Consider the following 22,481-nt stretch of genomic DNA (forward strand, 5'->3'; position numbering starts at 1 on the left):
ATCATTACAAACAAATCGTTTGAATTCTTCACTGTACTTAGACTGCCATTTTGATGATGATGTTTTTGAATATCTTTCCATATTTTTACACTTTTGTGTAAACCTATTTTAGGACAAGACACCCGCTCGTGCACGCAAATATGTAAACTTTTTTCAGGACAAGACAGAAGAAAGAATGATGAAAAAAAATCCCATTTCTAACGAAATGGGATGTAAAAAATACTTATTTTTTCTTTTTAAAAACCTTATAAAAAACAAAAAGAATTACCAGCCAAATCGGAATTAACTCTACAGATATTTTCATATTAGTCATCCACATAATGACTAAAATAGCTAATAAGAATATGAAACAGATGTAGTTGCTTACAGGATAAAATATAGAAGCAAACTTCGTTTTGGTGTTTTCTCTGTCTTTTGCACGTCTAAATTGCAGATGTGTATACGAAATCATAACCCAATTAATAACCAAACAAGACACTACTAAAGACATTAAAATACCAAAAGCCTCTTCTGGCATTATTTTATTAATTAAAATACAAATCGCGGCAAAACAAGAAGAAATTAAAATAGCATTAACGGGTACCGAATGTTTGTTCAGTTTCTTTAAAAACTTAGGCGCACTCCCTTGATCTGCTAATCCAAATAGCATGCGCGAGTTGCTGTAAACACTACTATTGTATACGGATAAAGCAGCGGTTAGTACAATTAAATTCAACACATTGGCAATGAGACTTGTAAAAAATATTTTGTTACCAAAAAGCTCAAATTCCATTCCGTTTAAATTTTGAAAAACCATTACAAACGGACTGCTGTCTGTCGTAATTTGCTGCCAAGGTGATAACGCAAATAAGATAATCAATGCGCCAACATAAAATATCAGAATTCTATAAATAACCTGATTGGTTGCTTTTGGAATGTTTTTTTCTGGATTTTCTGCTTCAGCTGCGGTAATTCCGATTAGTTCTAAACCGCCAAAAGAAAACATAATTAAAGCCATGGCAGACAATAAACCTTGGAAGCTTCCATTTGCATTTTTTTCAAAGAAACCTTTCGGAAAGAAACCTCCATCGTTATATAAATTATGGATCGAAGCATGCTCTCCTCCCGTTCCGCTTACCAGCAGATATGTTCCAAAAAGAATCATGGCAATAATAGCAACCACTTTTATGATGGAAAACCAAAATTCAGTTTCTCCGTACACTTTTACCGACGCAAAATTCAGCGCATTAATAACCAGAAAGAAAAATAAACTGGATGCCCACAGCGGAATTTCAGGCCACCAAAACTGCACATAAACCCCAATCGCTGTAAGTTCGGCCATACTGACTAAAATATACAGAATCCAATAATTCCAACCCGATGCAAAACCCGCAAAAGAACCGCAATACTTATAGGCAAAATAGCTAAAACTTCCCGAAACAGGTTCTTCAACCACCATTTCGCCAAGCTGTCTCATAATAAAAAAAGCGATAATTCCGGCAATAGCATAGCCTAAGATAACAGATGGCCCCGCTAATACGGCTGCTGGACCAATGCCGAGGAAAAGGCCTGTTCCTATAGATCCGCCTAAGGCAATTAACTGAATGTGACGGTTCGTTAGTCCGCGTTTAAGCTGATTCTCTTCTGCAGCATCATGATTATTTTTCACAGATTAGATTTTTAGGATTTAAATGTATTTGGAAATGTATAATCAGCGAAGATAAGTTAAAAAAGGAATCGCGCAAAGCATCATTTTATCGGATCTATCAGAATTAAATATAAAAATTGAAGTTTTCAGGGTTAATCTGCACTTTTAGAAAAAAATAAAACCACTCCGAAGAGTGGTTTTACCAATAGAAAGAATCATACTAATTACTCAATTCAAAAAATAACCTATCGTTATTTGAAAAACTCTATTTTTCATATCGTTATTGATAAAATAACTAACATCACTTTCTTTAAAAACATTTGAATACGACAGATTATATCTTGCATCTGCATAAAATTTATCTCTAAATTGGTATCCCAAACCGAAGTTAACTGAAGTATCTATTCCGCTTGAGTATTCCTTTAGATTCATATTCTCTTTGTTATCATATCCTAAGAAATTATCTTGGTATTCATTATTTGCTTTTAAAAGAATACCAATTTGAGGTCCCGCCTGTACGCTTAAACCTTTTGTAACATAATATTTCAACATTACAGGAATGTTTAAATAGTTTAGTTTAATCGTGCTTTTAAAATTAGAATTGCTTATTTCTGCATCAGAATAAGAAAATTTAGATCCCTGCTGGCTGTATAATAATTCCGGCTGTACGGAGAATTGCTTTGCAAGTGGAATTTCAACCATTAAACCTGCGGTAAATCCTGTTTTGTCTGATGAATCTAATTCGCTTTCATCAACGCTAAGGTTTGCCATATTTAAACCCGCTTTTATTCCTAGTTTCACTTTTTGATCCTGAGCTATAGCTGCCCCGCTTAGGAATAATGCGCATAAAACTAACATTGTTTTTTTCATAGCCTTTTTGTTTTAAGAATGGTAACTCCCAAAAAGAGAGTTACCTAATCTGTCTCTTACTTTTTAATAATTTTAGCAGAATATTTTTTGCCTGATGTAGTGCAATCTAAGATATACACACCTGGCGTTAATCCGCTTACACTTATGCTTGACGGCATGGCAGCATAGATTTTATCAGAAACTGTGCTTCCATTCATGGCATAAACTTTAATCTGTACTTCTCCTTCTACTTTTTCTGTTAAAAAGATATTTACATTGTCAACTGCAGGATTTGGAAATACTCTAAAAGGATTTGTTATTTTTCCTAAAAGCATTCCTTTAGAATCAAATGCGGTCGACATGCTGTTACAGCCATTGGCATTGGTAATCTGCAAGCTGTATTCTCCTTCCCAAATAGTAACAACTGATTTTTCTGTAGCATTTGGAATAGCCTGACCATTTAAAAACCATTGGTAAGAAACTGCATCAGCCGAAGCTGTTAGTTTTTTGTCGCTAAGCACTTTAATTTCAGGAACTACATTATTTTCAAGAACCGAAATAGTGGTAGATAAGATTCTGCCCAATCCATTTTCGTTATAAACCGTCACATAATAATCGCCACTTTCTTTTGTCGTGAAAGTTGGTTCTGTAGATCCGTCAAACCATTCGTACGATTTATAATTTCCTGGATTTAAAACCACTTCTGGCCCGCAAACAGCACCGCTTACCAATTCAGATTCGAAAGTATCAAATACAACTTTTACGGTTTCTGTAATAATACAGCCGTTTTTAAGCGTTGCTGTTACAGTATAATCTCCTGCTTTGTTTACATCAATATCATAAGAAGATTCACCCGTATTCCATTTGTATGAAGTAACATCCAATTCTTTGTCTAAGAAATTAGTTTCAGCATTTAGGTATGCTGCAGTTCCTGCATAGGCATGAATTTCAGGTTTGTCAAATATTTTGAAATCTGATGATACATTTTGATACACATAATTTTTAACGATGTTGTTTTGTGCTATCAAATCTCCTTCAAGTTTTGCATTTACAGTAAACACATGAGAATCTCCAGAATCATCCAATTTAGGCTGTTTGATAAAAGTATATTCTATGCTTCCGCCAACAGGAATTCCCGATACAATGGCTTCTGAAATTTTTTCTGATGTATTGTAATATTCTAAATCTAACTGAATCGAATTTTCTTTAATTGCAGTTTGCCCTTCGTTGGTAAGCTTAACTTTTACTTCGCTATTGCCGCAGATATCTTTTGGAGATAAAATTTGAGTCGATACATCTAAAACAGCTTCCGTTCTAATGCTTAGATCATCTAATACCAAATAAGAATATCCATCAGATTTAGCGTGTCTGAAGCGGAACATCACAGACTGACCTGCATATTTGGTTATATTTAATGCTGCTTTTTGCCATTCTGTATCAACATAAGTGCCTTGACTGGTAGCTCTCCATATTTCTTTCCACTCACCGCCAATTTCTTTAATATCTACCAATAAAGCATCATTAACATTACTCTGCAATGCGTAATAGAACTCTAATATTGTAGTATTTCCTGTTACTTTATAAAGCGGAGAAATTAATTCGCCATAATAAGAATTGCCTTCTAACTGACTGTATAATAGTTTTCCTCCTGTATCTCCAGTACGATCATTCTTCGGAAGAGTCAAATTGATATTGTCAGTCGTTGGAACTGCTCTCCAAGGATAATTTTCGTCACTTTGATTCGATACAAATCCTTTTGATCCAAATAGTGAACCTTGTGTTAGATTCGAGAAATTCTCACTACTCAATTCTGGTGCTTTTGCAATAACCTCAAAAGCAGCAGTCAAACTTTTTGCGTTAGCATTTGTTTGCCCGTCAGCGCTTGCCTGCACTTTAATCTCATAAGTGCCAGCTTCTAATTTAGGAAGTCCGTCTATTTTATAAGCAAGAGTTTCGCCCATTCTGATGGCAGCTATTTTTTCAGATGAAACTGGTTCACCAACAGCATTTCCATTTTGAAGGATTTGATATTTAATAGTAATTTTATCAAGCTCTTTATAACCGTCATTTCTAGCACTGATAAAAAATTCATGAGTCGGTGCATCTTGATATACACTTTCTGCCACAATCAAATTTGATAACTTTAAATACTCTTTGGTTGGTGTAATTTCGATATTATCAACAGCAAAACCATTAGCAAATAAGCCATTGTCTTTTTGTACAAATGCAACTGTTACACACGATTTTCCTGCATAAGCACTTAAGTCAACATTATATCCAAACCATGCACCATAATAAGGCATGTGAAATACTTCCTGCCATGTTACTCCACCATCAGTACTTACTTGCACGTAACCGTCTGAAAGATGCTGGCCATCTCCAAAACCATCAAATGATAAGTGTGCTTCTTTGTAATTAGTCAAATCAAATACGGGAGAAACAAGCATGTCATTTGCAGCATCGCAATTGCATTTATCGTCATTGCTTGCCATAAATTTGGTATGCTCTTCTAAAAACCATCCCGGAGAACCTAAATCTGGGCGTGTTCCGTGTTTCCATCCTGCAGATCCTTTGTTTTCAGAAGTTCTCCAGCCTTTGTATTTAGTAGCATCTTCAAAATCCATTTTGTACGGAAGGACAGTTACTTTTTGATCTTCATTATTCCAATTATCGTAGGTAAAAACATAAGAGTTGTTGGCTGGTTTTAGATCTGTAGCCATGTCTTCTGGGAAAATAGAAACCGAAATAGTGTGCTCTCCAATATTTTGTAAATTAATATTTGGAATAGCGTAATTGATAGTATCTTTAAATTTAGCAAAGTTTAATGTTGCTTTTTCTGTTTTTGAAAAAACTTCATTCTTTGCCGCATCAAGAATTTTTGTTGTAACATTTACGATCTGATTTTCAGTAGCAAAGTTATTCGTTATCGTAGCGTTTACGGTAGCGTTATTGTTATTAATAGTGCATTTTCCAGCGTCTAATTTTGCCGAAAGAATTTCTAAATCATAAGGTGCATTGCTTACCAAAATATTATCTACAAATCCGCCAATGAATCCATCATAATAATCGTCTGATTTTACATGGAAACGAATCGCTACTTTTTTTCCTGCAAGTTCGTTTAAACGAATTTGATAAGGATCTTTTCTCAAAACCGTATTTACTCCTGTAAACCAGCCTCCGGTTTCTGTTTCATCGGCATGAATTGTTTCTGGGTAATTTACACTTTCAATTTTTTTCCAGTTTTGACCTTTATCTTCAGAATATTCTACAGTTAAACCGTCGTAACCTTTATGGAAAAGATAGTATAAATCGAACTCCACGTACGGAGACACCACATTTGTAAAATCAAAGATTGGAGATTCTAATACAAAATCAGAATTAAGCCCCATTTTTTCATTCGTTTTAAAATCTACCATTCCCCACATATATTGTGATTTAGTAGTTCTGAACGAAGCTGCAAAATTCTGGAAAATAAACTTTTGCGTTCCTCCTAAAGCTTTAGTGTTCCATCCGCCTGGTGTTCTTTCAAAACCTTCAGCATATGGAAATTGAGCTACAATACCGCTATAAGAGGCATTTAGTATACTATTGTTTGTTGTAACTGGATCTTGGCTAAATGTCACATAACCTTCATAAGTATGAAGACCTGCAGCAGACAAATCTACAGTTTCGTCAAAAGGAATTGTAATTTCTGATTTTCCTTTGATAACCGTTTGCAACGTAACATCTTTCCAGATTGTCGTACTTCCTGCTTTTGTGTTAGCGTATCCCACTTTTAGCTGTGTTCCGGCTGGAATATCCTGACAGCCTAAATTTAAAAGCGTAATTTCTAATTTATGATTTGCTGTCAGCATATCTCCTGAATAGTCAGGCATTTTTAGAGCTGTTGCTTTAAGATCAAAATCTTTCTCAGCAAGCGGAACTACTATTTGCGAAACAAAAGAATAGCCGTCTTGTTTGTCAAAATCAGTAACTGAATTAAGATCTATTTTTATCTCAACATAGTTGATAGGCCCTCCAACTTGATAAGGTATCTTGCTTTTAATTGCTAATGTCGTTTCTGCGCCAACAGCCAAATCTTTAGCAAAAAGAACCGTTCCTTCATCACTGTAAATAGTGCGCAGATTTCCAAGAGCATTAGCCAAAAGCCTCAATTTGAAGTTTAAAGTTTCATCTGCTTTGATTATGGTAGTACCTGTATTTTTTATGGTTACATAAAATGGTTCGTCACCTTTTAATTGCCCACATGGTAAAGAAGCTTGCTCTACACTAACTAGTGAAAATTGTTGATCTGAATACGCAGATCCTACACCAATAGCATACCAGGCGTTGGTTACTTGTTTATATTCTTCAGAACCTAAACCATATAAATCTTCTGTAGCCATTAAACTTGCTCTGCGCATGTCTTCAAAGTTTGAAGATGGCGACAAGTATTCTGTAAGGGTTACATAAGCAATTTTTTCTGCTTTGGCCAAACCGATTGGTTTAATGCTATAACTGTTGTTAAGGTCATTTACACCTTCTCCACCTTCTACTAAAAGATAAAACCAGTAATTGGTAATACCGCTATTAATGTGCACACCCCCATTATCATAAGCTGTGTTTGATGGATTTGCCCAGTTTGTTCCTCCGTAAGTATCCGGCTGATTTTGCGCTTTCGGATCAGACATGCTTCTTAAACTTCCATGAGAATATAACTCATCTCCTAGAAGCCAAATATCATTTTTACTGTCTTTTCCTGCATAAAATTCAATAGAAACACCAAATATGTCACTAAAAGACTCGTTCATAGCGCCCGATTCTCCCTGATAAATTAAATCTGCCGAAAACTGCGTTACAGCGTGCGTTAGCTCATGTCCCGTAATTCCTAAACTTACATAAGGAGTATTATTTCCATCTCCAAACTGCGCCCAACCGCCTGTCCACGAAGCGTTTTCTACATTTGTACCTAAATGCGCAATACCAAAAATGGTCATTCCTTTGTCATCAACACTATTTCGGTTGAATTTTTCTTCGTAATAATCAATTGTTTTCTGCAATCCCCAATGAATATCGATCGCTGCTTCATCGTGATCTTTGTTGTATAAATCATTCCAGTTATTATCCTCATCAATGTATTCTGTAAGCACATCATCTGATGGAAAATCGCCATGATTCATATTTAAAGTATAAATTGGTACGGCAAATTTACCTTGATCTGTTTCCAATCTATAACCATCAGCATATTGTTTGGTTCCAAAAGTTACATTTCCGGCATATCTCGCTTTTGCTTTTCCTGTAGATGGCGAAACACCTGCCGTTTTTACTTTATCGGTATGCACATCGCGGCTTAAGTCTATTTTTAAAATAACTTTTCCTGTGTTTGCGTCTACATAAATCGTCTGGCTTGATTGCGGATTGGTAGCAAAAATGTCATATTTCCAAGCTAAATGATATTCCGTTAATTCAGAAGAAAAATTTGGACCTACATATACCAGTTCGCCTTGCGGTTTTTTACTGATTTTTTCATGGACTAAAGAAGATAATTTTTTGCTCTGCCAAACATATTCCTTCGCATTTACCGTATTTAAAGCATTTTGTAATGCGGCCGACGCATTTACTTTATAGCTGCTGTTTGCTGGAAGTTTTTTACTGATGTACCCAAAAGCATCAATTTTAGTTTTATTATCCCTTACTTTATAAATCGCTCCTTCTACGGGAACAGAATTATGAACTTGCTGATAAGTTGCTAAGTTTCTGCCGTGTTTAGCCGAAACCGATTTTAACTGCATTTTGTCTTTATTTGACAATTCAAAGTCTGCTTTTTTAACTTCAAATATATTTTGAATAGTCAAATTAGCAGATTTGGCAAAAGATTTCACTTTTGTAGTGTCTGCACTCTGATCATTTTTTGCAGTTGAAGCACTTTGACTTTTGTTAAAAAATTTCTCGCTAGTTTGCGCTCTTTTCATAACTGCTTTGCTTTCTTCCTCAGAAAGAGCAGTTCCTTGTACGCTTTTCTGAGTCAAAAGAGGATTGGCAGAAGCGTCTTCCTGATCCTTATTTTGATCTGTGTTTTTTTGAGAAACTTGATCCTTTTTTTGAGCTGTAAAAGGCGATTGTACCGTTGTCTGCACATTCGCTGATTTGTTTTTTGGTAAAGGTGACTGAGCCATTCCGACGGAACAGACTAAGAAACCTAATAAAAGAAACAAATACCTGGTTTTAGAGTAAATCTGGTTCATTTTTTTTAATTTAAAATTAGTATTAAAGGCTGCTTTAGTTAATAGTGTAAATGCTACAATGGTTAGCAGAAAACCACAAAAGCAAGCCCTAAAAATCAATTCGGCGGTTGATTTTTTGAGCTTGCTTTTGTTATTTTTTGTAGAATTTTTAAGAGTGCGCTCTTCTTTGTTTTTGTTTCTTCTAAAAGCTCATCAAGACTTTTAGAATGTTCTTCTTTTTTCTTTGTATTCATCAAACGTATTTATTTCAATAGTTTGATAAAAGTAGATTGATGAAATAACCTTCGGAAAAAAAGGACTAATGCAAAAACACTCAGTGCCAAAAACAGGGCACTTAAAAAACACTCATTTCAAAATAACTATAACGTTATCAAATAGTTAACTTTATAATTATTTTACATTAAATCACCTTTAAAACTATTGAGATAAGTGGACAGATTTACTTTTTCGTTGGTTAAATCGAATTTTTTTCGAAGTCTGGTTCGGGCATTTTCTATAGATTTAAACGACTGCCCCGTAATTTGAGAAATTTCTTTTGTAGTTAAATCCAAATAAAGAAGCGCACAAAGACGTCGCTCTTTTGGAGTAAGTGAAGGATAATCGACAGAGAGTTTATCAAAGAAAGATTTATGGACTTGTTCAAAACTGATTTCAAATTCTTTCCAGATATCGGTATTAAGATCTTTTTCCAGACGTTTTAAAACGATATCAATTGCCTGCTGCAACTCTTTATTGACCGTTTTAAGTTTAATCATTTTAAGATCGGTCAGGATTTCGTTGATATTATCAGTACGATGAATTTCTGACATTGCTTTTCCGACCAAAACCATATTTTTGGCTTCTAAGCTTTGTTTTAATTCTTGCTGTTTTGCTTTTAGTATTTCTTTTTCCAGTTGGTTTTTAATGTTCTTATTTCGATATCGAATCAGTAAAATAATTAGAATAAGAATGCCAACAACCAATATTAAACCAACCACATAATATTTAAATCTTGTTTTTTCTTCTTCTAATGTTCGTATTTGACCTCGAACCTTGTAATCCTGCTCCAGCCTGATTCTTTCTAGATTTACGGCTTTTTGCTCGATATTGATGCTGTCGCTTATTTTGTTGTATTGTTCAAAATAGTAAACCGCATTTTTGTAATCTTGTTTCTTCAGATAGGCATCATAAAGCATCTTATTTAATCGCATGCCAGAAAAGCCAAAAGATTTGTTTTTATTTAATTCTAAAGCCTCCTTCGCATGTGTAATTGCCACGTCAAGATTATTCTGCTTCAGATTATATTCAACAAAGGTTTCGTGCGCAAATGATTTTAATGAATTGTCAGAAGTAGAGTCAGCGGCAGCAAAAGCTTTTTCAAAATAGAGTTCTGCTTTTGCATTATCTTTCTTAAAAGAATAAGCTCTTGCCAAATTCGTATAAATGTAAACCGTCAACTTTTCATTGCGCAGTCCTTTGATTATCGAATATGCTTTTTGATAATAATGTAAAGAAGAATCAAGATTTTTTTCGAGATAAATTGTCCCGATATTATTTAAGATCTTTGCCATTTTAGTCGGATCTTTTTTAATTTTCTGATACTTATAGACTTGCAGAAAATATTTTAAAGCTTTTTCCTGATTGTTGCTCTTTGCATATAAAATAGCAAGATTATTCTCGACCCTTTTTACTTCTTCTGTGTTATTTTTTTCTTTATAAATATCATAAGCCTTTAGATAGTATTGCAAAGAAATATCCAAAGCGTCTTTTGCATCATATAACTCACCAGATGTTATGTACACCGTTGCTAGAGTTTCGTCTGGATTCGATGTTTTTTTTGCTTCAATTTCAGCCTGTTCTATGTATTTTACAGCTCGTTCCCAATCTGAATTTTGCAGTCGTACCGCGATCTTTTGGCACAATTCAACCTTTTTTTCATGATTATCAATAGTATTTAATTCATCTATTAATTCTTTTGTAGAAGACTGAGAATAAACAGATAAAGAAAATAAAAGAAAAAGCTGAAATAGTAATCGTGATGTCATTGCCAAAAGGTCTTAAAAGCTATGTCCAAAATTAGTTAAAAATAGCAGAGCTGAAACACCAAAAGTTAATACCCTGACTGTACTTTAAATCAAAACGTTCCCTGATGAGCATAATTACAAATAAATATAGCATTACGGTGTTCTGAGTTTAAAAATCTTTTGCGAAAGATTCTCATGCATCCATCTCTACTATTTAAGGCTATTTTGTTTTAAAAAAAAATATTAACTTTATAATAATAAGACAGTTGTAAATAATATTTTGATATGAAAGCACTAAAAAATCCTGTTATTCTCTTTTTGTTGATTTTTACACTCATAAGCTGCAAAAAAGAAAATCATAAACTCACCGATAAACAGTTATCCTTAGATGAAGTGCGTACTATTACGAAAGAAGCATACATTTACGGTTTTCCTATTGTGGACAACAGCAGAGTTCAATATGCTTATTTTGTAGATAAAAACAATCCTGATTATAAAGCGCCGTGGAATATTTTATTTAATATACCACGAGTTTTTACACCCGCTGATAAAGCAATACAAACTCCAAACTCAGATACGCCTTATTCTTGGATTGGTCTGGATTTAAGAGCAGAACCCATTATTTTTAGCATCCCAAGAATTCCAAAAGAAAGGTATTGGAGTCTTCAATTGATAGACTTATATACGCATAATTTCGAATATCTGGGCAGTCGTACAACGGGGAATGATGGAGGGAATTTTATGGTAATAGGACCTAACTGGAAAGGAACTACACCAAAAAACATCACAAAAGTAATACGATGTGAAACTGAAATTGCCTCTGCTCAATTTAGGACTCAACTGTTCAATTCAGATGATTTGAAAAATGTAATTGCAATTCAGAAGCAATATATTGTAAAGCCACTTTCTTCTTTTTTAGGAGAACAATCTCAAACAAAATCAGAAGCAATAGATTTTATTAAGCCTTTGACATTAAAAGAAGAAAAAACATCGCTGCAATTTTTTAATAATTTAAATTTTGCGCTACAGTTCTGTCCAATTCATCCTTCTGAAAAAGATCTTAGGGCTAAATTTGAAAAAATAGGTGTTAAAGTAGGCAATATCATTGATACAAATGCATTAGACCCAAAGATAAAACAAGCCATGCATGAAGGTGTTGCTCTTGCTTGGAAAGAATTTGACGACTTAAAAAAACAGTTAGAAAATGGAAAAATTTCTTCTGGAGATCTTTTTGGCACCAGAGAATTTCTTCATAATAATTATTCCTATCGAATGATGGGCGCTGTCTTGGGTATTTACGGAAATACAAAAGAAGAAGCCATGTATCCTGCCTATTATGTAGATAGTAATGGCGAGAAACTAGATGGAAACAATAATTATACTATCACTTTTGCTCCCAATCAATTACCGCCTGTAAACTCTTTCTGGTCAATGACTATGTACAGCCAGCCCGAAAGTTTACTGATCGAAAACCCAATTAATCGTTATCTTTTAAATTCTGCAATGCTTCCTCAGTTTAAAAAAGATGCTGATGGAGGATTGACATTGTATCTACAGAGCAGTTCACCAGGAAAAGCCTTAGAGTCAAACTGGCTTCCAGCACCAAAAGGACCATTTTCTATGATTATGCGTCTTTATTGGCCGAAAGAAGAAGCCTTAAACGGAACTTGGAAACAGCCTTTACTTGTCAAACATTAATTACAAAAAACAAAACTATATTCTTCTGAATTAGAGCATTCTCTGATTCGCATTATTACTGATAAACATAGCGTTGCGGTGTTCTGAGATGATTTCGACAAAGCGGTCAAAATGTTTTAGCACATCACTGATCAGTTCGTTTTTGGTAAACAGACGAACGTCATACCCTTCTCTGGCGTCGCCAAAATACGATTCAGGATAGAAACTGTCAGCGCTCTTGTAATCAGGAAAATTCTCTTCTGTTACCACATAATCCGATACCGCTCTGGACTGAACTCTCACGCCATAGATAAAATTATTTACTTTATCATAATGGATTTCAATTTCCATACCTACTGGATTGCTGTAAACATGCAGTTCTGCTTGAATATTATTGGCTTTGAATTCTTCTTTGAGTTCTTCAAAAGCCTCCCGCACATGAGAATTGATAAAGTCTTCTGCAGCCGATTTATCGCCAGAAGATACAATTCCCTTAAGTCTGTCTTTCCAAAATTCCCCTGACCAAGGAACTGTTGAAACCGAAAATTCACGTTCATAATATTCCAGATCAATGGTAAGCGCTTTTACAAAACTGACCATAAAAAAGAGCATTATAATAGAAAAAGGAAGTGCCGTAATCAATGTCATGCTTTGTAAAGCGCCAAGCCCTCCTGCATTTAAAACCATAAGCGCCAGCACTGCAAGCAAAATTCCCCACCCAACTGACTGCCATTTAGGAGATACTTTTGCATTTCGTGTTGCAATTCCGTTCATTACAAAAATGCCCGAATCTGCAGAAGTTACAAAGAAAATGATGATTATAAGAATGACCAATACGCTTGCAAAACCCGAAAATGGAAAATAGTCCAAAAAGCGGAACATTAAAACATCAGGATCTGATGAAAGTGCACTTAATGCTCCTCCTGCACGGTTTTTATCCATCCAAATGGCACTGTTTCCGAAAACGGACATCCAAATAAAATTAAAGACAGTTGGCAGTACCAGCACCGCAGCAATGAATTCACGTATCGTGCGGCCTCTGGAAATTTTAGCGATAAACAGTCCTACATATGGTGACCACGATATCCACCAAGCCCAGTAAAGTATTGTCCAGTTATAAAACCACGGCAGGGTTTTCTCCTCGTAGACGTGTGTCGAGAAAGTAAGGTTAAAAAAATTGCTGAAATAATTTCCTATTCCTTCTGTAAAACTTCCGATGATAAACACTGTTGGTCCAGCAAACAAAATGAAAAATAGCAGCACCAGCGCCGCAATAATATTAATATTGCTCAAAATGCGCACTCCTTTGTCTAGTCCGCTTACCGCAGAAAAAATAGAAATAGACACTAAAACAGCCACAATAATAATCTGATAAACAAAACTGTTTCCCGGAACAATATGTAGTATGCTCAGTCCCGAATTAATCTGAACTACACCAAATCCTAACGTGGTTGTAATACCGAAAAAAGTACTGCAGAGGGCAAAAACATCGATGACATTTCCCCATCTCCCATTAATTTTTTCTTTTAAAAGCGGATACAAACAGCTTCTAAGCGATAGCGGCAGTCTGTAACGGTATGAAAAATAAGCAAGAGACAAACCGACAATACCATAAATTGCCCAAGCATGAATGCCCCAGTGAAAAAAAGTATAAAGCTGTGCATTCTTTGCTCTGCTAATCTCCCCTGCTCCCTGAAATACTTCGTTGGAATAATGTTGAATAGGCTCTGCTACGCTAAAATACATTAGTCCTATTCCCATTCCTGCCGCAAAAAGCATCGAAACCCAAGAAAAAAAAGAATATTCTGGCCTGCTGTCGTTTCTTCCGAGTCTTATATTCCCGTATCTGCTGAACATGAGACACAGCAGAAAAATAACTACCAGTGTAACCACCCAAACATAGACCCAGTTTAAATTGACAAAAATTGAATTTTTAACGGTGTCCAGAAGATCTTCGGTTAATGAAGGAAATAAGGCCGCAACAACACAGACTCCGATTATAAATAGTAGACTGGGTATAGTAACACCTTTGCTTAAAGTATGTTTCATCTTATTCTTTTAAGGATTAATAAAGCTTCACACAGAAATAAGGGGCTGAAAACTGCGAGGAAATAAATAAAGAAGCGTAAATGCTCAAATTGCTGCAGATTTGCAGCGTGATCTCACAAAGATAGCTAAATTATTTTAGGCTCAAAAAGTTTTAATAACCAGCAAACCCAATGAATTTCCAAAATTATAGCCAAAGTATACTTCTAAAAATATATTTTACGTATACGTTTTCTTAAATATAAAGACTATTAATTTATCTGGGATTTTTTAATCTTTATTCAAAATCTAAAAAATACAGTTTAGTAATTTTTATTCAACTCATCATACAAAAAAAGCTTTAAATCCTTTATTTAAAGCTTTTTTAGATATTTTTTGTCCTATCTCGATCCTATTTTTTTAGTAAGCTGAGGCAGTTTATAAGTTCCGTTCAGCGCTTCTTCTTTTGGCTGATACATTCTCAATATCACATAGAATGCGCCATTTGGAGCCGGAAGCCAGTTATCTGTATTTTTAGGCTTCGCATTCTGAATGATAATTTCAAAAGAGCCGTCATTATTTCTTTTTAAGCCTTTTGAGTCTCCTCCAAGTTTATATCGATTTAAATCATTCTGCACCAGCAATTTATTATTGGCATCGTACATCGTAAGTGACCAGAAAGCATTTACTGGAGGATCTTTTTCAAATTTTATAGAGTAGCTGTTTTTACCGTCAAGCACATTTCCGTCGCTATCTGTATATCGTATTGGGTACATGGCTTCTTTTTCTCCCTGCCCTCCTAGATACGGACCTGCTATCATGGAACGAAGTGCATAATCATAACCAAAATCATCCAATTTGGTTACCCACATCCATCCATTTACTATTTTGGCACTTGACTGGACAGAAGCAATGGTTGTAATCGGCCCTATTAAAGCCGCTTCTTTAAGTCCTTTGAGCTGTGATTTGTTTAATTTTGAGGGGTCAAATTTTCCAGGTGTCAGTCCTATTTTTTCAAACTGTCCTACTAATGCTTTGTCCTGCTCAAAAATCGGGTTTTGAGTCATGACAAAAGCCAGTTTTTTATAAAATCTTAAAGAATCATTTTTTTCTAAACTTGGCATTGAAGGTAGTGCAGCAGGTGTGCTTTTATTTTTACCGCTAAACTCGCTCAATGATTTTAAATGAAACTGATCCTGCAGCGCATGAAGCTTATTTAAATCATCATCTTCAAAAACTCTCAGCCTTCCCCATAGCCAAACTTTTGATGTTGTGCTTTGTATAACTTTGCTAATGCCTGACGGAAGCGTTCCTTTCCAGCCTGGTGGTACTATAGCAAATTTTCCTGCTTTGGTTCCGGTAGTCCGTCTTCCGATATAACTGATTAAATTCTGGTACATATCAAAAACATCTACCACATAATAGCGGTCATTGGTATCTGGAGTTTCTAGAATAAACGGTTCTTTAAGATCCAAAACTGCACTCAGATAAAAAGTATCATTGTTGGCTGTTGGCATATCAGCATCTTTTGCTGTTGGCAGCGCTCTCGCCCATCCTATCTGATTTAAAGGCGCTCTATAGCTTGTTGCTGGCTTTGGATTCGGAACATTAACATAATCTCTCATGGTTTCTTCCATTCGGACTAGTGCATATCCCCACTGGAAAGCGAGAACTCCGGCAGTCTGCGAACTATAATAGTCGCCAAAATCTTGAACCTGTGGAGTTGTAGGGATTTCTACTACAGGATCATTCTTTGACGCTGCTAAAGCCAATATGTCTTGAGTTTTTCCATCTTTTTTCTCAGGCGCGGGATCTGAAGACTGTTCTGTTTTTTTATCGCACGAGACAATTGATAAAAAAAGTGCTGTAACTAAAATAAGATTTTTCATGGAGATTTTATTTTTAATTAAAAGTAACTCAATTAAGAAAATTTAAAGTAGTGGAATTCTGGTAATTGTGTTTCATATTATAACTTGCAACATGAAATCTGAGGAATTTGTGCGATTTTAAAGTTAAAAGCAACAAATTTAGTGTCAGAAGAATTAATTTTTGAATATTAGATTTTGAGTTGAATACTCTGAGAACAGATTGTCTCTTTCGTTAAATATCACAAAAAATGTAAGCGATTTACGAGATTAAACAAATGTCGCTTACGCCAAAGCCGAAAAATCCTTGATTTTCATTGTTTCTTTATAGAGGTATAAAGATTGTAATTCAAAAGAATACGAAATAATAAATTTTTAGATTATGAAAACATCAAACAACACAATTCTCATAACAGGTGGAGGATCTGGAATCGGTCTAGAAATGGCCCGATTATTCTCTAAAGACAACAAAGTAATAATTACGGGAAGAACAGCCGACAAACTCCAAAAAGCTGCCGAAGAACTACCAAACGTAACCTCAATCGTTGCTGATATTAATAATGCCGCAGATGTTACCAATTTAGTTGCAGAACTTAATGCAAAACATTCCAGCTTAAATATTGTGATCAATAATGCCGGTCTTGCTTATTCTTTTCAGCTTACAGATCAGAATGCTGGTGCTTTCGAAAAAGCAAGCGAAGAAATCATGACGAATTACCTTTCGATCGTTAGACTGACCGAGAAACTTCTTCCGTTATTGCAGCAACAGCCAGAAGCGGCGTTTGTGAATGTTTCTTCTATCGCTGCATTTTCACCAGGACTTGCTGTGCCTGGATACGCAGTCAGCAAAGCAGCTCTGCATTCTTACTCACAGGTGCTGCGCATTTCTCTTGAAAAGCAGGATAAAAAGCCTATAGTTAAAGTTTTTGAACTGATGCCTCCTTTAGTAAATACATCATTTTCAAAAGATATAGGTGGTCAAAACGGCATTAGTCCGCAAGAAGTTGCTTTGGAGCTGAAAAAAGCACTAGAAAGCGAAACTTATGAAATTCATGTGGGAGCCACGGCAGATTTTTACAAGTTATATCTTTCATCTCCAGAAACAGCCTTACAAGTAATGAATGGAGGAAAATAATAGTATATAAAAAAAGAGCCAAACCACATTGCAAGTTTGGCTCTTTTTATTTCCTAATTCGATTTCTATTGCTGTTTCCTTCCAGACGGCCTTTGGTTCTACAAGTTATATTTATTTAACACCTACAGACCATCTCAGTTTGACATGCCCTTAAAGAGCCTATAATTAAGCTTTAACTTCTTCCATTGATGCACCGAAGTTAATATGAAGCACATTTCCATTTGGCGTAACCAAAGCAGGAACAGATTTAACACCAGCATTTTCAGCTTCTCCAATTCGGCTTTTATCGTTTCCGAAATGAACCACCTCTACATTTTCTTCTCCAATAAGAGCAATAATATCTTGCTCAGCGCTTACACATACAGGACATCCTGCGTGGTAAAAAACAGATTTTTTCATTTTTTTTCTTTTTAATTTTTGACTTTATTGTCAGGACAAATTTAGTTAGGACTCGTAACGGACAGCTGATCCAGAATGGAGTTAAATCATCCCAATCTGGATCATTTTAAATTCCATAATTTAGAATTAATTTTTGCCCGTAAGCAGCATTCGGGCTAGCTCGGCTGTTTCTGTTTCGGTCAATGGCTTTAATGGATTTCGTAAATGTCCTCCGTCTTCCCCAAGAATGTTCAGCCCTGCTTTAACAGCCCGAGGAAGCCCTTTTGCTACAATGAATTTTAGCAAGTCTAACTGCTTGTAGAAGATCTCACGCGCATTTTCAAGATCATTTTCTTGAATTGCGTTATACAAACTAATATTTAATTCGGGAATCAAGTTTGGAGCGGCAGTGCACCATCCTGCAGCACCAGCAGTAAAAGCAGCTAAAGCCAGCGGATTTGATCCATTATAAAATGCAACCTCTTCCCCTAGCTCCCGTCTTAGATAATGCATGCGCTGTACATCTCCAGTGCTTTCTTTAATCATGGTGACATTAGGGATTTCTAATAATCTTTTAAGCAGTGCTGGAGACATATCGACACCGCCCGTTGCTGGATTGTTGTAAGCCATAATCGGAATACCAATTTTTGAAGCTACTGCATCGTAATGCTGCACGATTTCATCATCGGTAAGTTTCCAGTAGCTCATTGGTATTATCATAACAGCATCAGCACCCGATTTTTCAGCAAATTGCGCATGATAAATTGTTTTTTCTGTAGTAAGATTTGAAACGCCAACTAATGTCGGCACACGGCCAGCAACTTGTTTGATCGTGGTTTCGGTGATATTTTCTTTTTCTTCGTCACTCAAATAAGGAAGGACGCCTGTACTTCCTAATGGTGCAATACCATGAGAACCGCTTATAACTAAACGTTCTACAAGGTTTTTAAAAAGTGCAATATCAACTTTCTCATTACTATCGAATGGTGTAATCGGATAGGCAATCACGCCTTTAAAAGGAACTTCTTTCATTTTATGGATTTAAGTAAGTGGCTTCTCCAAGCCGTAATAATAGATTAAAGGTCTCTTCCTTCTTCTTCGCGAAGCGCCACGCCTAGATTTTGAAGCTGGGGTGCATTTTCACAAGCAATATATTTGGCAGATTCTGTACTGCTCAAATTTTTATGTCTGTGCCAAGCCCAAGAAGGAATATATACAGCATCGCCAGCTTTCCATTCTACGCGCTCGTCTTCTACTTCTGTATATCCTTCGCCTTCTATAACATAAAGCACGGTTTCGTAAGTATGGCGGTGTCGGTTTGTCATTTGATCCGGAAGCAGTCCGCCTATTGTAAGACTTACGTTCTTACTTGGCAGATCTACAAAAAATACGGGATGTTTGCGTTCTGTCGAAAATTGGTCATGCACACCAGCAGTTTCTACATTTTTATGAATAAGATGCGAAGGTCTGTGGTATTGCGGTCTTGCAAAAGTCTGGTGGAAATCTTTTGAACTAAAGTTCTTTTGTTCGCCGTGAGTAGTTCTAACGGCTTCTGTGTTTTCATCTAATTTTGACATGCTTTATCTATTTATGTTAGTGCATTATTGCATGGCAAAAATATATCGTAACTGGATCTTCACGCTGGCACAGTTTTAATTAATCGAACTAGTCCAGATTAAATTATACATCAGAAATAACTTTAAGAAATGGGATAAAACAGATTCTTGAAATATGAAAATAGCTGAAAAAAGACATTTTTATAGAGAACAACTGGAATAGTCACATACTTCAAAAATCATCTTTTGCTTTCGAAAGAATCTCAAAAACAGGTAATTGTACTTATAGTCATACTGAATATTTTCGATACTTTCACATAATCGGCAAAGGAGAATTGAGACTGTTTAGATATCAAAAAAATATACTTTAAAATAGCAATATATGAAAGTAGGAATTATTGGAATCAGTACCGCAACTCTTGATCTATGTACAAGGGCAGCTGAGGCAGGATTTGAAGTATCAGTAAATGATCCGAGAGGTCATGCCTTGTTTTCACAAGTAATAAGCAATATTAATGGGAATGTAAAACTATCAGTAATAGAACAAACGGCAGATGCTGATATACTTATCGTATCTCTACCATGGGAAAACCTTCAAAAAACATTGCAGCCACTAAACAAAATAGACAATAAAATAATTCTCCACACTAACAATTATCTATTCAGCAGTGAAAGTTCTGCTATAGAACCGGCAAAAAAGACGGCGGCTCAAATTATTAGTGGTTTATTTCCACAAGCCCATATCGTTAAATTGTTTTCTACTTTTAATTTTAACGTTGCCATGGAAAGCAGATTGAGCAAAAATGCAAGAATACTATTCAGTGGCGGGAATATAGAGGTTAAAAAGAATGTACGCCTTTTTTTGGATAAACTTGGTTTTTCTAGTACCGAACTTGTTGAATATAAATCAATTTGAAATATTTGATGGAAAACCCGAAAATCTTAGCATCAATTACAAAGCTTCTTCATATTTCAGATTTTTACTAATCTTTCCGTCCTTAATCACATAAGGATGGGTACGCAGTATATCTTCAAGCATTTCTGGACTGAAACTGTTGGTATCGTACATACAAATTAAGGAACAAGAATGCTTTGGAGTAAGTTGATTTAAGCTAGCCTCGTATTCTAATAGTTCATCGGTTCCTGGTAGGTTTTTGAGAGCCCAGACCATATCTCCACATGCTCTAACACTTTCATAACCAGCTCTTGAAGCTGACAATAAATTGCTTTCAAGCATTTTATACATCTTTTCGGCAGCAAAAACACCATCGCTTGTGTAGGTGTTTTCTGAAGCAAGCACTTCTAGTTGGCCACTTACCAGTTTTTCAGTTAGAGAAATTCCATTCTCAGTCAGACAGCGGCAGTGCTCACCATGGCGGCTGCCTTCCAAAATATTTATAACTTTTTCATTCGCTTCCAATCCCTCCATAATATAAGGAATGATTACCTCATACTGCTGTTCTTTGGAATCGAAAAAACCGCAAATATGCATTGGAGCTGGCATTGTTTCTCCACATACCGAAAAAGTCGTTTGTCTGTTCATAGCTCAAATATACGCAATACCTATTTTATCACAAAAACTTAAGAATAGGATTTTACATTTTTTTATCTGTTATATTTTATTTTACGTTCTTATTTTGGCATATTCATCCAAATTGCATTAAAATTTAGTTGAATTAAGAGCTGTTCTACCTTCTCTCTCACTTTTATGTCATTAGTAGCATAAAAAACAGATCGCTTCGATTCATTTTTAGATGTATTTATTTCAAAGGGAGTAAAAATATCAACGATTGTAGCACTAGGAACTATACCAGCCAATACTTCTGATGATGTATTACTAGAACTATTTTTAAGAACTACATTTCCATTATCGACAAGATAATTGTGGTAAAAGACTATTTTACCACTCGTTTTAGGAATTTCACTAGCCACCTCTAGCATCTTTTCTTTACTTATAAAAAGAATAATTATTTCGCAGCCAGCGGCCTCAGAAAGTGAAACAGATTTGATTTTAGGATGCAAAAATTTAGAAAAATCTCTAAAAATCATAGGGCACCCTGTCGTGCTTAACAAAACTTCAAATCCAGACAAAACTAGCCTCTCTGCAAAGTCCAAGGAAACTGAATTTAACCCGATAATGCCAATACACTGCTTTTTAACCATTTATAAATTTAAATTTTTCAACAATAAGTTTGCCTTTGTAATAGTTATAGTATTAATGCCTTGTATGCAGTATTTCACCAAACTATTTTAGCTTAAATTTCAAATTTAAAGACTAAACAATTGTTAAAAAATACCCATTAATGAGTATATTTAGTAAAATTATTTATCTAATTTTATCAAAAAAACAGCAATGAATCGTGATCCGTTACCTGAGTTAGAGCGAATATGGGGAACTGTGGCAAGGTCTAATGTTTCTGCCGAGCCAAATTACAGCATAGACTACATTAAAAAAATAGTTGATATTTTTTCAATCGCAGACTATTATTACCTCATCTTTAATCTGGTAACCTCCACCATCGAATATGTTCAAGAAGATATAACGAAAGTTCTAGGATGTTTGCCAGAGGAATTTACTACTGAATATTCTTTTGTGAATATTCATCCCGATGATGTTTCTTTTTTCTTAAATGTGCAGAATACTGCTATGAAATTCTTTTCTCAAATTCAGCCTGAGAAATCATCAAAATACAAAATGAGATACGATTACAGGCTTAAACACACTGATGGAAGCTATAGACGCATTTTACAGCAAGTTTATAATATTCAGTCTTCTCCAGAAGGAGGCGCTTTAAGAGTTTTATCTGTTCATACTGATATTACCCATTTAAAAACCAGCACCAAATCGGTTCTTTCCTTTATTGGGTTAGACGGTGAGCCATCGTTTATTGATGTAGAATTGCAATCTGCTTTTAAACCTACCAAGCCCATATTAACCAAAAGAGAAAAAGAAATATTAAAAAATCTGATTGAAGGGCATAACAGTAAAACGCTATCAGAAAAACTATTCTTAAGCGTTGAAACCATTAATACACACAGACGAAATATTTTGAGAAAAACAAAAACAAAAAACACTTCTGAAGTTATTTGTAAGGCGCTAAGAGAAGGCTGGCTTTAAAATTTACTTTAAATTAATTTATCT

At 35.2% G+C, this 22,481-nt stretch carries 16 protein-coding genes; 4 read left to right on the forward strand and 12 right to left on the reverse strand.

Features of this window, described 5'->3' with window-relative positions; genetic code table 11:
* Positions 1 to 223: 223 nt before the first annotated feature.
* The 5 genes from AC3E9W_RS22435 to AC3E9W_RS22455 form a co-directional block, all read right to left on the reverse strand.
* Positions 224 to 1,648, reverse strand: a complete 1,425-nt coding sequence (locus AC3E9W_RS22435; protein ID WP_488770125.1) for an amino acid permease — start codon at positions 1,646 to 1,648, stop codon at positions 224 to 226.
* A 207-nt stretch (positions 1,649 to 1,855) separates the two neighbouring features.
* Complete coding sequence (locus AC3E9W_RS22440; RefSeq protein ID WP_488770126.1) at positions 1,856 to 2,497, reverse strand: porin family protein; 642 nt, start codon at positions 2,495 to 2,497, stop codon at positions 1,856 to 1,858.
* A 56-nt stretch (positions 2,498 to 2,553) separates the two neighbouring features.
* Positions 2,554 to 8,700: a M4 family metallopeptidase gene (locus tag AC3E9W_RS22445; RefSeq protein WP_488770127.1), complete on the reverse strand. Its 6,147-nt coding sequence runs from the start codon at positions 8,698 to 8,700 to the stop codon at positions 2,554 to 2,556.
* 95 nt (positions 8,701 to 8,795) lie between these two features.
* The gene (locus AC3E9W_RS22450) at positions 8,796 to 8,933 is read right to left on the reverse strand and encodes a hypothetical protein (RefSeq protein ID WP_306155525.1); all 138 of its coding nucleotides are present in this window, start codon (positions 8,931 to 8,933) and stop codon (positions 8,796 to 8,798) included.
* A 162-nt stretch (positions 8,934 to 9,095) separates the two neighbouring features.
* Positions 9,096 to 10,724: a tetratricopeptide repeat protein gene (locus AC3E9W_RS22455; RefSeq protein WP_488770128.1), complete on the reverse strand. Its 1,629-nt coding sequence runs from the start codon at positions 10,722 to 10,724 to the stop codon at positions 9,096 to 9,098.
* A 264-nt stretch (positions 10,725 to 10,988) separates the two neighbouring features.
* Between AC3E9W_RS22455 and AC3E9W_RS22460 the strand changes: the two genes are divergently transcribed.
* Positions 10,989 to 12,401: a DUF1254 domain-containing protein gene (locus AC3E9W_RS22460; protein WP_488770129.1), complete on the forward strand. Its 1,413-nt coding sequence runs from the start codon at positions 10,989 to 10,991 to the stop codon at positions 12,399 to 12,401.
* Between the two features lie 30 nt (positions 12,402 to 12,431).
* Here the strand turns inward: AC3E9W_RS22460 and AC3E9W_RS22465 are convergent, their stop codons facing one another.
* Positions 12,432 to 14,429, reverse strand: a complete 1,998-nt coding sequence (locus AC3E9W_RS22465; protein WP_488770130.1) for a BCCT family transporter — start codon at positions 14,427 to 14,429, stop codon at positions 12,432 to 12,434.
* A 377-nt stretch (positions 14,430 to 14,806) separates the two neighbouring features.
* Positions 14,807 to 16,294 (reverse strand): DUF1254 domain-containing protein, encoded by a 1,488-nt coding sequence (locus tag AC3E9W_RS22470; protein ID WP_488770131.1) that lies wholly within the window; start codon positions 16,292 to 16,294, stop codon positions 14,807 to 14,809.
* A 358-nt stretch (positions 16,295 to 16,652) separates the two neighbouring features.
* Between AC3E9W_RS22470 and AC3E9W_RS22475 the strand changes: the two genes are divergently transcribed.
* The gene (locus tag AC3E9W_RS22475) at positions 16,653 to 17,405 is read left to right on the forward strand and encodes an SDR family oxidoreductase (RefSeq protein ID WP_488770132.1); all 753 of its coding nucleotides are present in this window, start codon (positions 16,653 to 16,655) and stop codon (positions 17,403 to 17,405) included.
* Between the two features lie 165 nt (positions 17,406 to 17,570).
* Here AC3E9W_RS22475 and AC3E9W_RS22480 read toward each other — a convergent pair whose 3' ends face one another.
* The 3 genes from AC3E9W_RS22480 to AC3E9W_RS22490 all read right to left on the reverse strand — a co-directional run bounded on the left by AC3E9W_RS22480 (position 17,571) and on the right by AC3E9W_RS22490 (position 19,360).
* Positions 17,571 to 17,804, reverse strand: a complete 234-nt coding sequence (locus AC3E9W_RS22480; protein WP_306155530.1) for a thioredoxin domain-containing protein — start codon at positions 17,802 to 17,804, stop codon at positions 17,571 to 17,573.
* Positions 17,805 to 17,930: 126 nt separating this feature from the next.
* The gene (locus AC3E9W_RS22485) at positions 17,931 to 18,815 is read right to left on the reverse strand and encodes a dihydrodipicolinate synthase family protein (RefSeq protein ID WP_488770133.1); all 885 of its coding nucleotides are present in this window, start codon (positions 18,813 to 18,815) and stop codon (positions 17,931 to 17,933) included.
* 44 nt (positions 18,816 to 18,859) lie between these two features.
* Complete coding sequence (locus AC3E9W_RS22490; RefSeq protein ID WP_488770134.1) at positions 18,860 to 19,360, reverse strand: cupin domain-containing protein; 501 nt, start codon at positions 19,358 to 19,360, stop codon at positions 18,860 to 18,862.
* A gap of 361 nt (positions 19,361 to 19,721) precedes the next feature.
* Between AC3E9W_RS22490 and AC3E9W_RS22495 the strand changes: the two genes are divergently transcribed.
* Positions 19,722 to 20,255 (forward strand): NAD(P)-binding domain-containing protein, encoded by a 534-nt coding sequence (locus AC3E9W_RS22495; protein ID WP_488770135.1) that lies wholly within the window; start codon positions 19,722 to 19,724, stop codon positions 20,253 to 20,255.
* A gap of 36 nt (positions 20,256 to 20,291) precedes the next feature.
* Here the strand turns inward: AC3E9W_RS22495 and AC3E9W_RS22500 are convergent, their stop codons facing one another.
* Positions 20,292 to 20,882 carry an MEDS domain-containing protein gene (locus AC3E9W_RS22500; protein WP_488770136.1) on the reverse strand — a complete coding sequence of 197 codons (591 nt, stop codon included), beginning with the start codon at positions 20,880 to 20,882 and terminating at the stop codon, positions 20,292 to 20,294.
* Between the two features lie 89 nt (positions 20,883 to 20,971).
* A complete protein-coding gene (locus AC3E9W_RS22505; protein WP_488770137.1) occupies positions 20,972 to 21,502 on the reverse strand; it encodes an NAD(P)-binding domain-containing protein in 531 nt (176 codons plus the stop codon).
* 190 nt (positions 21,503 to 21,692) lie between these two features.
* Here AC3E9W_RS22505 and AC3E9W_RS22510 point away from each other — a divergent pair, with 190 nt between their 5' ends.
* Positions 21,693 to 22,457, forward strand: a complete 765-nt coding sequence (locus AC3E9W_RS22510) for a LuxR C-terminal-related transcriptional regulator (protein ID WP_306155539.1) — start codon at positions 21,693 to 21,695, stop codon at positions 22,455 to 22,457.
* Positions 22,458 to 22,481 lie beyond the last annotated feature (24 nt).

The sequence above is a fragment of the Flavobacterium sp. 38 genome (assembly GCF_057799715.1).